Genomic DNA, 13,330 nt, shown 5'->3' on the forward strand with positions numbered 1-13,330 from the left:
TCACCACTGCGCCCCGCTGACCGGGGCGCAGACATCGAACGCCCCGGCCGTCCATCGGACAGCCGGGGCGTTCTCGTTCTCAGCGCCCGAGGGTGCGGCCGAGCTTGGACGAGGGTCCGGCCGGTCGCCCGCCCACCGCGGTGATCGCCCTCTCGATGGCGGCGAAGAGCTCCTCGCGCTCGCCGGGGTCGGCGGGCGCGGCCGGGCCGAGCTCGACCTCCCACTCGCGCCACTCCCGCACGGTGTCGCCGCGCAGATCGGTGCCGCGCACGTGATCGTCGACGAACTCCGCGATCAGCCCGCCGTCCTCCCCGCGGAGCGCGGTGGGCACCCGCGAATTCTCGACGCGTGCGAGCGGATGCAGCGCAGCATCCGTCACCCTCTCGATCTCTGCGCGCACCGAGTCGGGGACGTCCTCATCCGGGTCGAGGCCGAGCGGCCAGGCGGACTCCACGCGGGCGCCGTCCACGAGCGGCCCCTTGATGTGCCACCCGGCGTCGTGGCCGCCGGTGCGGCGACGCAGGGCGTACCCGGCGCGCGCGAGATGCAGCTCCTCGGTGTCGAGGTAGCGCGCATCCAGCTCGCGGATCTCCTCGGGCATCACCTCGACGACGCCGGGGATGTCGTGCCAGTCGGGCAGCGCGGTCGTCGCGTCGACCTCGTAGGTGCGCTCCACCTCCAGCGACCGCACCGGCTCGCCGGTGCGGTCGGGGACGGGCTCGTCAGCGACGGTCACGCGGTTCGTCGCTGTACGGGTCGATGACGTCCTCGGACTCGACGAACCAGAACTGGGCCTCGGTGGGGCCGTCGTCCGAGCCGGTGTTCTCGAGGTCGCCCTTGCGCTCGTAGACGACCTGCGTCTCGCTGTAGGGGACGATGAGCGAATCCAGATCGGGGCTCTCCAGGGGGAGGACCTGTCCGTCGAGCGGGCCGCCGTGCAGTCGTGCGATTGTCATGGGGTCCAGCGTAGACCGAGCGCCGCCGGCGCACGGGAGACGTGCGCCGGCGGGCTCTGCGTGCTAGGCCGGAGCTGTCGCTCAGTACGCCGGCGGCGTGTGCCAGATGCGCTGGATGTAATCGCGCATCGACCGGTCGGAGGAGAAGTAGCCGCTGCGGGCGACGTTCAGGATCGCCGAGCGCGTCCAGGCGTCCTGGTCGGCGTAGGCCGCGTCGACCTTGGCCTGCTCCGCGATGTAGGAGGCGTAGTCGGCGAGCACCATGAAGCGGTCGTCGTACAGCAGGTTCGACACGATCGGCTCGAACGTGGTCCGGTCGCCGCCGGAGAAGGCACCGGAGGCGATGAGGTCGATCGCCCGGCGCAGATCCTCGTCCTTCTGGTAGAACTCGCTCGGGCGGTATCCCTCGGCCCAGAGCGCCTCGACCTCGGGCTCGGTCATGCCGAAGAGGAAGAAGTTGTCGTCGCCGACGAGCTCCCGGATCTCGACGTTCGCGCCGTCATCGGTGCCGATGGTGAGCGCGCCGTTCAGGGCGAACTTCATGTTGCCCGTGCCGGAGGCCTCCTTGCCGGCGAGCGAGATCTGCTCGGAGAGGTCGGCCGCCGGGATGACGCGCTCGGCGAGCGTGACGTTGTAGTTCGGCGGGAAGACGACGTTCAGCCGCCCCTCCACGCGCGGATCGGCGTTGACGACCGAGCCCACCGCGTTGATGAGGTGGATGATGCGCTTGGCCATCACGTAGCCGGGGGCGGCCTTCGCGCCGAAGATGAAGGTGCGCGGGGTGATGTCCTTCACGTCGACCCGGCCCGAGACGATGCCCTCGTACGACGTGACGATGTGCAGCACCTTGAGCATCTGGCGCTTGTACTCGTGCAGGCGCTTGACCATCACGTCGAGCATGTGGCCGTCCGGAACGGTGAGTCCGTCGCGGGCGAGCAGCACCGTGTTGAGGGTGCGCTTGTTGGCGGCCTTCACCTCCGCGAAGCGGGCGCGGAACTCCGGATCCTCCGCGAAGGACTCGAGCCCCCGCAGGCGCTCGAGGTCGACCGTCCACCCGGCGCCGAGCGCCTCGGTGATGAGGTCGGCGAGCTGCGGGTTGGCCAGCCGGATGAAGCGGCGCGGCGTGACGCCGTTGGTGACGTTGGTGAACTTGCCGGGGTAGAACTCGTTGAAGTCCGGCAGCACCTTGTCGCGCAGCAGCTGCGAGTGGAGCTCGGCCACGCCGTTGACCTTCGCCCCGGCGACCGTGGCCAGGTAGGCCATGCGCACCGAGCGCTCGGGGAAGTCCGAGACGATCGACATGTTGCGGATGCGCATCTCGTCGTCGCCGAACCGCTCGCGGACCGCGAGGAGGAACTCGTCGTTGATGCGGTAGATGATCTCGAGGTGACGCGGCAGCAGGCGTCCGAGGAGATCCACCGACCAGACCTCGAGCGCCTCCGGCAGGAGGGTGTGGCAGGTGTACGCGAAGCACTGCTGGGTGATCGCCCACGCGGCATCCCAGTCCATCTTCCTCTCGTCCACGAGGACGCGCATGAACTCGGGCACCGCGATGACGGGGTGCGTGTCGTTCAGCTGGAAGATGATGCGCTCGGGGAGCTTCTGCAGGTCGAAGTCCTCCGCCAGGACGTTCGTCAGGAAGTCGCGGATGGACGCCGCGACGAAGAAGTACTGCTGCTGCAGGCGCAGCTCCTTGCCCTGCGGGGTCGAGTCCTCGGGGTAGAGCACCTTGGAGATGTTCTCGGCGAAGATCTGCGCGCGCACGGCCTCTTCGTAGTCGCCGGAGTTGAAGATGCGCAGGTCGAAGGCGTTGGTGGCGACGGAGCGCCACAGGCGCAGCGTGTTGACCCGGCCGTTGTGGTAGCCGGGCACCATGTAGTTGTACGGCACCGCCTGCACGTTCCACGCGGGGATCCAGCGCGAGCGCTCGACGCCCTCGTCGTCGTAGGTCTCGGTGTGGCCGGCGAAGGAGATGGTCTGCGCGGCCTCGGGGTGCGGGAACTCCCACGGCGAGCCCAGGCTGAGCCAGGCGTCGGGCTGCTCGACCTGCTGGCCGTCGACGAAGGTCTGGCGGAAGATGCCGTACTCGTAGCGGATGCCGTAGCCGATGCTGGGCACGCTCATGGTGGCGAGGGAGTCGATGAAGCAGGCGGCGAGGCGCCCGAGACCGCCGTTGCCGAGGCCGGGCTCCACCTCCTGCTGCCGGAGGTCGTCGATGTCGATGCCGCACTTGGCGAGCGCCTCGGTGGCGACGTCGGTGAGGCGGCTGGCGAGCAGGTTGTTGTCGAGCTGTCGCCCCAGCAGGTACTCCGCGGACAGGTAGGCGACGCCCTTCGCCTGGGCCTCCCGCTGCCCGCGCTGGTCTTCCAGCCAGCGCGCCATGAGGTAGTCGCGCACGGTGTGCGCGAGTGCCAGATAGCGGTCGTTGGGACTGGACGCCGACAGCGGGACGCCCTGCGTGAAGTTGAGGTTCTTGAGGAACTCGCGGACGAAGCCGTCGACGGAGCTCGCGGGCGCGCTCACGGGCGCGAGGGCGAGCGGGTGGTCGGCGACCAGCGTCCTCCCCGAGGCGACGGGGGCGACGGAGTCGACGGGGGCGAGGTCAGCATCTTCGTGGGGCACAGTACGAAGGTACAGACCGTCGGTGGCGCCCGCGAACGATTGAGCGGTCGTACGGCGAGAGTTAACACGTTGGTGACGGAGGGCCGGACCCGCCCCGCACGGGAGCCCGGTTCCCCGCGGCTATCGTGAGGGGGTGAAACCCTTCGTGCTGCTGGCGACGCGCGCCGAGGACGGGCCGGCCGACGAGGAGTACGAGCTCTTCCTGCGCGGCACCGGACTCCAGCCGTCGGAGCTCGTGCGGGTGCGCCTGGAGGCGACGCGGATGCCGCGCTTCGACTTCGACGAGATCTCCGGCATCTTCGTGGGCGGAGGTCCGTTCAACGCGTCGGATCCGACGGAGAAGAAGTCGCCCGTGCAGCTGCGCGTCGAGGCGGAGTTCTCGGCGCTGCTGGACCGCGTCGTGCGGCGGGACTTCCCGTTCCTCGGCGCCTGCTACGGCGTGGGCACGCTCGGCGCGCACCAGGGCGCCGTCATCGACCGCACGCACTCCGAGCCGATCAGCGTCGTGCCTGTGACGCTCACCGAGGCGGGCGTCCACGACCCGATCCTCGCCGGCATGCCGGCAGAGTTCACCGCCTTCGTGGGGCACAAGGAAGCCATCCGGGTGCTGCCGCCGCACGCTGTCCTGCTGGCCTCCTCCCCCGCCTGCCCCGTGCAGATGTTCCGCGTCGGGCGCAACGTCTACGCCACGCAGTTCCACCCCGAGCTCGACGTCGACGGGATCACCACGCGCATCCACGCGTACGCCGACTTCGGGTACTTCCCCGCCGACGAACTCGAGCTGACCCTCGCCGCCGTGCGCCGCGCACCGGTCGAGCACACCGCCCGGATGCTCCGCACCTTCACGGAGCGCTTCGCCCGCTAGGCCGGGTCCGCTCCCCTGAGCCGGTCACGAGGTGACGACCGCGGTGAGGATGCCGCACCACGCGCCGGCGAGCAGGAACGGCCCGAACGGCAGAGCCGTGGAGCGTCGCGCCCGGCGCAGGGCGATCAGGATCAGCGCGCACACACCGCCGAGCAGGAAGGCGGCGACGACCCCGGTGAGCACGGCCTCCCAGCCCATCCGGCCGAGGAAGAGCCCGAGCACGCCGGCCAGCTTGACGTCGCCTCCACCCAGACCTGCAGGGCTGACCATGCGCAGCAGCAGGAAGGCGGCGAAGAGCACAGCTGCCGCGCAGACGGCGCGCAGCAGGGATCCGATGTCGCTTGTCAGTGCGGCAGCGATCGCGAACAGGACGACACCGACGGCATAACACGGCAGCACGATGCGGTCCGGGAGCCGGTGCGTCCGTACGTCCACGACGGCGAGCACCACGCTCGCGGCCGCCAGCCAGCCGTACGCCAGGACGAGCGCCACGACGGCGAGCACGTCGGGCACGGACATCGCCTCAGTCTGACCGCCGTCGGCGGCGTGCGGTGCGGCATCCGCTCGTTTGTGGAGAACCCGTGTGCGCGGCCTCGGGGCTCCCGTCAGCCGCCGGCCTTCTCGGTAGCCTTCGCGGCCGCCTTCGCAGCGGCCTTCTCCGTCGCTTCGCGCTCGGCGGCCTCGGCGGTGCGGGCGGCCTGCAGCTCGTCGGTGGCGACGCGCACCGACGCCTCCGCCTGGCGCACCCGACGCTGCACGAAGGTCGCGGCGCCGAAGCGCTCCCGCACCCGATCGCTGTCCTCCGCCATCGTCACGACGACCCAGGCGGACGCGATGAGGATCACCTGCGCGCTGAGGTTGATCCACAGCAGCAGCGCGATGAGCGTCGCGAAGACACCGAGGAGCGGGTTGGACGTGGCTCCGCCGACGAACAGTCCGGACAGCTGCTGCAGCACCGTGAGGCCGATCCCGCCGATGACCGCGCCCGTGAGCAGCGCGCGACGCGGGGGCCGCGTGCCGGAGAGGGTGCGGAACATCACCGCGACGACGATCGCATCGAGGAGGAACACCGCGATCACCGAGACCGCGCGGGTGCCGATGATCGCCGCGGGCGACGTGTCCTCGAAGCCCAGGAGGTCGGTCAGGATGCCGATGCCGGCGGTCGCGAGGAACGTCGCCGCCGCCGAGACCGCCAGAGCGCCGCCGAGCGCGATGGCCAGGAGGAGGTTGCGGCCCATGACGATGATGGGCAGCGAGTCGTCGTGGACCTTCCCGGCGATGAGCCGGATGGCCGTGCGCAGCGAGCCGATCGCGCCGATGGCGGCACCGAGCAGACCGATGAGGGCGATCACGCCGGCCACGGTGAAGCCCGCCGGCGCCTTGATCGAGTCGGGGTCGATGACGCCGCCCTCTCCGACCAGTCCGGGGATCGCGCTGTCCACGGCGTCGATGAGCGCCTGCCATGCGATGGGATTGCCGGCCAGCCAGATCGCGGCGACGGAGAACCCGAGGAGCACGCCCGCGAAGACGCTGAACAGCGTGCGGTACGTGATGCTGTCGGCGAGCATCGGTCCGCGACGCTCCCCGTAGAGCAGGAACACCCGGACGGGTTTGAGGGTAAGCGCGCGGGCGATCAGTCGGGGGATCAGTGCGGGCGACGGGGATGCCTCGGCCATGCGCTTCAGGCTAGCGGGCCGCCCGTGCGGTCTCGCCTGCTTGACAGGCGGGTCGGCCCCTCGTCAGGCGTCGAGGATCGTGAGCGCGACGGAGACGGGACCGTCCTCGCTAGACGTCGAGGATCATGAGCGCGACGGAGACGGGGCCGTCCTCGACGAGGTGCTCCGCGTCGCGGACCGAGCGCTTGAGCGGGAGCCAGTAGCGCCCGTCGGCGCTGGGGAAGATCGAGGTGCGCCAGGCGGACAGCCCGACGCGGGCGTCGACGCGGACGGAGCCTAAGCCGCGCGTCGGGCGCGGGATCTCGCGGATCAGCTCGCTGAGCTCGGCCGGGACGGCGGTGAAGAACCAGTCCGAGTCGGTGCGGGCCTCCCAGCGGAAAACGACGTCGTCGAAGTCGATGTTCACGCGCGCCTCACGCTGAGCACCCTACCGTGACCGTCTCCTAGGCTCGGGGGATGCACGACGACGTGACGCGCTCGATCGATGACGCGGTGGCCGGCGGAATTCCCTTCATCGTCGCCGGAACCACGTCGGCTTCGGAGACGACGTTCGTGCACGCGGCCGGGCGCCGCGGGGCGGTGACCGACGACGCGGCGGAGGCCGCGGCATCCGACACCGTCCTCGGCCTCTACTCCGTCACGAAGGCCTTCACGACCACCGTCGCCCTGCAGTGCGCGGAGGACGGGCTCCTCGACCTCGACGCGCCGGCGCGGGAGTACCTGCCGGCGATCGGCGAGCTGGAGGTGCTCGAGCAGCTCGACGACGACGGCCGGATCCGCACCCGACCTCCCGTGCGTGACATCACGAGCCGGATGCTCCTCATGCACACGTCGGGTCTCGCGTACGACATGTTCGACCCGCGCTACGCCGCCCTCGCTCGGGCGCGGCGCCGGAGTGGATCGACCACGCCGCTGGCGGATTCCCTGCGCACTCCCCTGCTCCACGATCCCGGCGAGCGCTGGACCTACGGCACGTCGCTCGACTGGCTCGGGCTGATCGTGGCCGCCGTGCGCGGGCAGCGCCTGGACACCGTGGTGCAGGAGCGGATCTGCGGGCCGTGCGGCATGACGTCGACGTCCTTCGACCTGCGCCCCGACATGCGGGCACGGAGCGCGGTGCTGCACCGGCGGCGTCTCGACGGCACGCTCGCGCCGGCCATCGTCGAGCCGCCCGAAGCCCCGGAGTTCGACATGGGCGGACAGGGCCTGTTCTCGACGGTGCCCGACGTGCTGGCCCTGCTGCGGGTGTGGCTCGGCGACGGCTCGGCCCCCGGTGGCCGCGTGCTGCAGGAGAAGACGATCGAGCGCGCCGTCCGGGGGATGCCGGGGCTCGAGGTCACCCCGCTGGCCTCCGCCGCACCCGGGGTCACGCGCGATGCGGAGTTCTTCCCGGGGCTGCGCACGTCGTGGGCCACGTCGTTCCTCGTGACGGACGAGGACGTGCCGGGCGGACGGCGGGCCGGCACCCTCTCCTGGGCGGGACTGGCGAACGTGCACTACTGGATCGACCGGCGCTCGGGTGTCGCCGCGGTGTGGGCGACGCAGCTGCTGCCCTTCTTCGATCCGGCCTGCGCTGCGGGCGTGGCGGCGTTCGAACGGGCGGTGTACGCGGGGCGCTGACCCCGATTCACCGCCCGCTCGGGGCTCGCTCAGAGCTCGCTGAGGGCTGCGCGAGCTCAGCCGACTCACCAGAGAGGGTGGATGGCCTCGCGCAGGTGGCGGTCGTACACCTCGTGCACGGCGGCGTCGAAGGCGTCGAGGTCGAGGCCGGCCACGGAGGCGGCCGCCGCGTTGGAGGTCGCCTGGGCCACGGTGCGGGCGCCGGGGATGACGGTCGTGATGCCGGTGCGGCTCGCGATCCACGCCAGCGTGGCGGCGGGGAGGGTCACACCGTCCGGCAGCGCCGCCGCGAGTTCGCGCGAGGCGGCGAGGCCGACCTCGTAGTCGACGCCGGAGAACGTCTCGCCCCGGTCGAAAGCCTCGCCCTGCCGGTTGTACGAGCGGTGGTCGTTCGCCGCGAAGGTCGTGTCGGCGGTGTACTTGCCCGACAGCATGCCGCTGGCCAGAGGCACGCGGGCGAAGATGGCGACACCCGCGGCATCCGCTGCCGGAAGCACCTCGTCCAGTGGCTTCAGTCGGAACGGGTTGACGATGATCTGCACGTTGGTCACGTTCGGGCGGGCGACGGCGGCGAGCGCCTGCGCGCTGGTCTCCACCGAGACGCCGTAGGCGGCGATGGCGCCGTCGGCGACCAGCGCGTCGAGGGCGTCGTAGGTCGCGTCGTCCTCGATCACCTCGGTGGGCGGGCAGTGCAGCTGCACCAGGTCGAGCGTGTCCGTGCGGAGGTTCCGACGCGACCGCTCGGTCCAGGCCCGGAAGTTCTCCGGTGTGTAGTTCTCCTTCAGCTGCTCCTGGCGGCGGCCCATCTTCGTCGCGACCGTGATACCCGCGTCGGGGCGGTCGGCGAGGAAGCGGCCGATGAGCGTCTCGGAGCGACCGTCGCCGTAGACGTCGGCGGTGTCGAAGAGCGTCACGCCGGCGTCGGCGGAGGCGGCGAGGACGGCGAGCGCGTCCTCCTCGCTCACATCGCCCCAGTCGGCGCCGAGCTGCCAGGTGCCGAGGCCGATGACGGAGACGTCGCGGCCGGTTCTGCCGAGGGGGCGCTGCTGCATGTTGTCCTCTTCCGGAGGGGTGGGGGGATTTCAGCATGGCATGGCCGCGCGACCTCGCGGCCGGTGCGCCGGGCGGCGGTGCGCCGGCCGGCGGTACACCGGTCGGCGGTGCGCGATCGCCCGGTCGGGGAATGACGCCCGGGCCGCGCGGGTTGCCAACCGGCATGAGAGCCATCGTCTACACCTCCCCCGGTGATTCCTCCGTCCTCACGCTCGTCGATCGCGAACCCGGCACGCCCGGCCCCGGCGAGGTGCGCGTGCGCATCGCCGTATCGGGCGTCAATCCCACCGACTGGAAGGCGCGCGCCGGCTCGACCCGCCGACAGGACTTCGCAGAGACCGTGCCCGACCAGGACGGCGCGGGCGTCATCGACGCCGTCGGCGACGGGGTCGAGGGCCTCTCGGTCGGCGACCGCGTGTGGGTGCACCTGGCCCAGCACGAGCGTCCCACCGGCACCGCGCAGGAGTTCACGGTCGTGCCCGCCTCCCGCGCCGTCCCGCTGCCCGCCGACGTGGATTTCGCGCTCGGTGCGAGCCTGGGCGTGCCCGCCGTGACCGCCCATCGGGCGCTGACCGTCCACGAGCAGGGACCCGCCGCGCTCTCCCCCGGATCGCTCGACGGCCGGGTCGTCCTCGTCGCCGGCGGAGCGGGAGCCGTGGGTCACGCCGCGATCCAGCTCGCGCGCTGGGCCGGCGCGACCGTCATCACCACGATCAGCTCGGAGAGCAAGGCGGCGCTCGCCCGGGCCGCCGGCGCCCACCACACCATCGACTACACCGCGGGAGACGTGGTGGCGCAGGTGCGCGAGATCGCACCCCAGGGCGTCGATCACATCGTCGAGGTGTCGATCTCGGTGAACGCGGCGATCGACGCCGAGATCGCGGCCAACCACGCGAGCATCGCGTACTACGCCGACGACGGCGGCCGCGACGACTTCGCGATGCCGGTGCGTCCGACCTTCGCGAAGAACGTGCGCGTGCAGGGCGTGCTGCTGTACACCGTCGGTGAAGAGGCTCTGGATGCTGCGGTCACCGCCATCACGGCAGCGCTCGCCGACGGCGCGCTTCCGGTGGGCGAGGAGCACGGTCTGCCGCTGACGTGGTTCCCGCTCGAGGAGATGGCCGCCGCGCACGACGCCGTCGAGGGTGCGACGGTGGGCAAGGTGCTGGTGCGCGTCGCCGAGCTGTGAGCGCGTGCCACCGGGCGAAGCGCGTGTGCGGAATGTCCCGGGCGTCAGCTCTCGCGAGAGAACGCCGACGCTCGGGCGACCTGCTCAGGGGTGATCGTGACCCCGGTGTAGCGCTCGAACTGGCGCGCCGCTTGAAGGGCGATGACCTCCGCACCCGTGATGATGTGCGCGCCCGCGGCCCGGCCGGCGCGGGTCAACGGCGTCTCGGCCGGGAACGCGACGACGTCGAACACCACCTCGGCCGCAGCGACGTGGTCGTCGCCGAACGCCTGGGTCGCGGCATCCGCCCCGTCCATGCCCAGGGGCGTGACGTTGACGATGATGCGCGCACCGGGTGCGGGCTCTTCTGCGAGGGTGGCATAGCCGTACTTCTCAGCCAGCGCGGCGCCCCTCACGGCGTTGCGGGCAAGGACGGTCACGTCGTCGAAGCCGGCGCCGCGGAAGGCGGCGACCACCGCCTTCGCCATGCCGCCGGATCCGCGGACGAGGACGGACGATGCCGGGTCGAGCCGGTGCTCGGCGATCAGCTGGGCGATGGCCTCGTAGTCGGTGTTCGATGCCGTGAGCCGACCGCCGTCGTTCACGATGGTGTTCACCGACTCGATGGCCGCCGCGGACTCCTCGATCTCGTCGACGAGGGGGATGACGGCCTCCTTGAAGGGCATCGAGACCGAGCATCCGCGGATGCCCAGCGCCCGCACACCGCGGATGGCCCCCTCGATGTCGTCGGTCGTGAACGCCTTGTAGACGAAGTTCAGCCCGAGCTCCTCGTAGAGGAAGTTGTGGAACCGCGTGCCGAGGTTCGACGGCCGCGCCGCGAGCGAGATGCAGAGCGTCATGTCCTTGTTCAGAATCGGCATGAGCCCATTGTGGCGCGCGAGCTGCGCGCGAACGACGAAGGGCCGGCTCTCGTGAGCCGGCCCTTCGACGTTTCCGTCGGGATGACAGGATTTGAACCTGCGACCCCTTGACCCCCAGTCAAGTGCGCTACCAAGCTGCGCCACATCCCGATGTTCTGTTGTCGCCACCCGCGTGCGGGCAACTCGACTATCCTACCGGGTCGCCCGCTCCCCCGCGAACGCGTGCACCCGACGGAGCAGTCCTGGCGCGGTTCGGCGTGGCGCCTGTCGTGCGGGCGGAGTACGGTCTCGGCATGACCGACATCGTCATCGCTCCCGCCACCGCTGACCGCTTCGACGACGCCGAGCACGCCCTCACCGGCGGGGGCGACGGTGCGACCTGCCAGTGCCAGTGGTGGACTATCACGAACTCGGAGTTCAACGCGAGCACGCTGGAACAGCGGGAGGGGATGCTGCGCACCGAACTCGACGGCGAGGTGCCGCCTGCGCTCATCGCCTACGTGGACGGAGCCGCTGCAGGGTGGGTGCGGGTCGGCCCGCGCACCCTCCAGCGGCGTATCGCGCGCACAAGGATGATCGTGCAGAACTCGACCGAGCCGATGGACGACGAGGGGGTGTGGGCGGTCTCCTGCTTCGCCGTGCGCAGCGAGCACCGCGGCCGCAGGCTGAACCGCCGCCTGCTCGACGATGCGATCGCCTTCGCCCGCGATCGCGGCGCCCGCGCGCTCGAGGCGTATCCCGTGGACACGGCGGTCGGAACCCACCACGCGAACGAGCTCTACCACGGACTGCTCTCGGTCTTCGAGGAGGCGGGCTTCCGCGAGGTGGCGCGCCCGAAGCCCGATCGTCCCATCGTGCTCCTCGACCTCACGAGCTAGGAGCACCGACAGACCTATCGGCGGGCGTTGCGGTGAGCCGAGCCGCTTTGTCGCGGAGCTGAAGGTGGACGCGCAGCAAGAACGACGCGCGGTCAGAACGACGTGCGGCCAGAACGACTCGGACGTCAGGACGGCGCGGGGCCGGAAGGGCCCCCACGTTCAGAACGGCGCGGCGGAGTCATCCGCCGTCACGAAGACCGGCACTCGGCGCTCGGGCGCCACGGCGTAGCGGCGTCCCGTCGGAGAGGTCCACTCGAGCGCGCCCCCGCTGCCTTCGACCTGTCGAACCTGCCACCCGCCGTGGTGCTTGACGAGATGGTGGCCCTTGCAGATGGGGGCGAGGTTCGACAGCTCCGTGGTGCCGCCGGCTTCCCATGCCACGGTGTGGTCGATCTCGCACCGACCGGCGGGCATGCCGCAGCCGGGCGCCATGCACCGATCCGCTCGCCATCGCACCAGTCGTCGCAGAGCCGGTGGCGGTCGGTACAGGTCGCGCCCCACGGAGAGGACGGCGCCGGTCTCGGGGTGCGTGAGGATTCGCATCCACCCGTCCGCTCCCCCGCACAGCGCTTTCGCCTGCGCGATCGAGATCGGGCCGACCCCTTCCACCCGCGGCATCTCGGATGACGGCGCTGAGCCCTCGATCCATCGGATCCCTGATGTCGACGCTGATCCCTCGACCCGTCGGATCCCCGATGTCGACGCTGATCCCTCGACTTCAGTGGATTGGGTATCCGGCCCGTCCAGCAGCGCGAGCACTGGCACGGTGACGGCCACGGTCGCGCGAATGCCGCGCGCCTCGGCCGGATGCGACGATGTCTCACCGTCGATCAGGAGATCGCCGACCACGTCCGCCCGCAGCTGGTCGAACGTGCGCTCCTCACCCTCCCGCCCGGCCAGGACCTTCGCCATCGCCGTGATCCTGCCGTATGCGGCATGCGCTTCAACAGCGGGCATCAGCGCCATCAGCCAGGCCATGCCGTCGGCAGCCGTCTCGACGATGACGCGTCGCCGACGCAGTGCCTCCTCGTGGCGCTCGGCCAGCGCGGCCTCTCTCACCTCGTCGACCAGCCGGCGCAGGGATCGACGCAGAGTTCCCACCGACTCGACCTCGGCGACGCCGAGCGCGCGCGCGATGGTGTCGTCGGAGAGCCGCTCGCCGAGCTGGTCGAGACTCTCGACGAGAAGCTCCGCGTGGCGTTCGGTGATCCGCGCCGCCTCCAGCGACTCCAGCACCGCGGGATACCGATGGACGAGTGCTTCCGCCGTGGTCAGAAGACGATCGGCCGCGAACTCGGTGATGCGCAGAGCCGCCGCGACCTCGAGACGGATGCCGCGCTCTACGACGTCGGTCAGTTCTCGCCCCGCACGTGCAGCGTCGTCGAGCTGCTCGCGACGCAGCGCGTCGAGGCGCACGAAACGATGCGCGCTGAAGACGGCCATCAGATCGGACGCCTCGCGGACGAGATCGACGGCGTCGGGCGGCGGCGGCCACGGATCGTCGCGCCACTCGGCCGAAGTCGGCGGTTCGGGAACGCTGTCTGTCATATCCCGAGTTTAGAACAAAGGTACGACACTCCCTTTCCCGGTCGTAGCCGCTCGGGAAGCGAC

Annotated in this window: 13 protein-coding genes and 1 tRNA gene; 4 read left to right on the forward strand and 10 right to left on the reverse strand. The window is 70.9% G+C overall.

Translation table 11 applies throughout. The features are described from left to right. Positions 1–79: 79 nt before the first annotated feature. From ABC304_RS15055 to ABC304_RS15065, 3 genes are all read right to left on the reverse strand, one after another. Entirely contained in the window at positions 80–736 is a 657-nt protein-coding gene (locus ABC304_RS15055; protein WP_412931852.1) for a CYTH domain-containing protein, read from the reverse strand. Next, positions 723–956 (reverse strand): response regulator, encoded by a 234-nt coding sequence (locus tag ABC304_RS15060; protein WP_412931855.1) that lies wholly within the window; start codon positions 954–956, stop codon positions 723–725. The genes ABC304_RS15055 and ABC304_RS15060 overlap by 14 nt, the downstream gene beginning before the upstream one ends. An 81-nt stretch (positions 957–1,037) precedes the next feature. Next, entirely contained in the window at positions 1,038–3,512 is a 2,475-nt protein-coding gene (locus ABC304_RS15065) for a glycogen/starch/alpha-glucan phosphorylase (RefSeq protein ID WP_412932966.1), read from the reverse strand. Between the two features lie 199 nt (positions 3,513–3,711). Between ABC304_RS15065 and ABC304_RS15070 the strand changes: the two genes are divergently transcribed. Next, a complete protein-coding gene (locus ABC304_RS15070) occupies positions 3,712–4,443 on the forward strand; it encodes a glutamine amidotransferase (RefSeq protein WP_412931856.1) in 732 nt (243 codons plus the stop codon). Positions 4,444–4,467: 24 nt separating this feature from the next. Here ABC304_RS15070 and ABC304_RS15075 read toward each other — a convergent pair whose 3' ends face one another. The 3 genes from ABC304_RS15075 to ABC304_RS15085 form a co-directional block, all read right to left on the reverse strand. Continuing rightward, positions 4,468–4,962: a prepilin peptidase gene (locus ABC304_RS15075; protein ID WP_412931857.1), complete on the reverse strand. Its 495-nt coding sequence runs from the start codon at positions 4,960–4,962 to the stop codon at positions 4,468–4,470. An 86-nt stretch (positions 4,963–5,048) separates the two neighbouring features. Next, positions 5,049–6,119 (reverse strand): YihY/virulence factor BrkB family protein, encoded by a 1,071-nt coding sequence (locus ABC304_RS15080; RefSeq protein ID WP_412931859.1) that lies wholly within the window; start codon positions 6,117–6,119, stop codon positions 5,049–5,051. 109 nt (positions 6,120–6,228) lie between these two features. Further along, complete coding sequence (locus ABC304_RS15085) at positions 6,229–6,525, reverse strand: DUF1905 domain-containing protein (protein WP_412931860.1); 297 nt, start codon at positions 6,523–6,525, stop codon at positions 6,229–6,231. 50 nt (positions 6,526–6,575) lie between these two features. Here ABC304_RS15085 and ABC304_RS15090 point away from each other — a divergent pair, with 50 nt between their 5' ends. Then, a complete protein-coding gene (locus ABC304_RS15090; protein WP_412931861.1) occupies positions 6,576–7,739 on the forward strand; it encodes a serine hydrolase domain-containing protein in 1,164 nt (387 codons plus the stop codon). 65 nt (positions 7,740–7,804) lie between these two features. Here ABC304_RS15090 and ABC304_RS15095 read toward each other — a convergent pair whose 3' ends face one another. Beyond that, positions 7,805–8,791, reverse strand: coding sequence for an aldo/keto reductase (locus ABC304_RS15095; protein WP_412931863.1), 987 nt, complete (start codon positions 8,789–8,791; stop codon positions 7,805–7,807). Between the two features lie 164 nt (positions 8,792–8,955). Between ABC304_RS15095 and ABC304_RS15100 the strand changes: the two genes are divergently transcribed. Next, positions 8,956–9,981 carry an NADPH:quinone reductase gene (locus ABC304_RS15100; protein WP_412931865.1) on the forward strand — a complete coding sequence of 342 codons (1,026 nt, stop codon included), beginning with the start codon at positions 8,956–8,958 and terminating at the stop codon, positions 9,979–9,981. A gap of 44 nt (positions 9,982–10,025) precedes the next feature. On the opposite strand, the gene ABC304_RS15105 is transcribed toward ABC304_RS15100, so the two are convergent. Next, entirely contained in the window at positions 10,026–10,841 is an 816-nt protein-coding gene (locus ABC304_RS15105; protein ID WP_412931867.1) for a shikimate 5-dehydrogenase, read from the reverse strand. A 76-nt stretch (positions 10,842–10,917) separates the two neighbouring features. Beyond that, positions 10,918–10,991: transfer RNA gene (locus ABC304_RS15110), tRNA-Pro, on the reverse strand. Positions 10,992–11,134: 143 nt separating this feature from the next. Between ABC304_RS15110 and ABC304_RS15115 the strand changes: the two genes are divergently transcribed. Then, the gene (locus tag ABC304_RS15115) at positions 11,135–11,719 is read left to right on the forward strand and encodes a GNAT family N-acetyltransferase (protein WP_412931869.1); all 585 of its coding nucleotides are present in this window, start codon (positions 11,135–11,137) and stop codon (positions 11,717–11,719) included. Between the two features lie 159 nt (positions 11,720–11,878). Here ABC304_RS15115 and ABC304_RS15120 read toward each other — a convergent pair whose 3' ends face one another. Next, positions 11,879–13,267: an HNH endonuclease signature motif containing protein gene (locus ABC304_RS15120; protein WP_412931872.1), complete on the reverse strand. Its 1,389-nt coding sequence runs from the start codon at positions 13,265–13,267 to the stop codon at positions 11,879–11,881. Between the last annotated feature and the right edge of the window lie 63 nt (positions 13,268–13,330).

This window comes from Microbacterium jepli (genome assembly GCF_047237905.1).
Classification (GTDB): Bacteria; Actinomycetota; Actinomycetes; order Actinomycetales; family Microbacteriaceae; genus Microbacterium.

Coding starts and splice junctions, on each gene's coding strand:
- ABC304_RS15060 (WP_412931855.1), bottom strand. CDS start 956: ATGACAATCGCACGACTGCACGGCGGCCCGCTCGACGGACAGGTCCTC.
- ABC304_RS15075 (WP_412931857.1), bottom strand. CDS start 4,962: ATGTCCGTGCCCGACGTGCTCGCCGTCGTGGCGCTCGTCCTGGCGTAC.
- ABC304_RS15080 (WP_412931859.1), bottom strand. CDS start 6,119: ATGGCCGAGGCATCCCCGTCGCCCGCACTGATCCCCCGACTGATCGCC.
- ABC304_RS15090 (WP_412931861.1), top strand. CDS start 6,576: ATGCACGACGACGTGACGCGCTCGATCGATGACGCGGTGGCCGGCGGA.
- ABC304_RS15095 (WP_412931863.1), bottom strand. CDS start 8,791: ATGCAGCAGCGCCCCCTCGGCAGAACCGGCCGCGACGTCTCCGTCATC.
- ABC304_RS15100 (WP_412931865.1), top strand. CDS start 8,956: ATGAGAGCCATCGTCTACACCTCCCCCGGTGATTCCTCCGTCCTCACG.
- ABC304_RS15105 (WP_412931867.1), bottom strand. CDS start 10,841: ATGCCGATTCTGAACAAGGACATGACGCTCTGCATCTCGCTCGCGGCG.
- ABC304_RS15115 (WP_412931869.1), top strand. CDS start 11,135: ATGACCGACATCGTCATCGCTCCCGCCACCGCTGACCGCTTCGACGAC.
- ABC304_RS15120 (WP_412931872.1), bottom strand. CDS start 13,267: ATGACAGACAGCGTTCCCGAACCGCCGACTTCGGCCGAGTGGCGCGAC.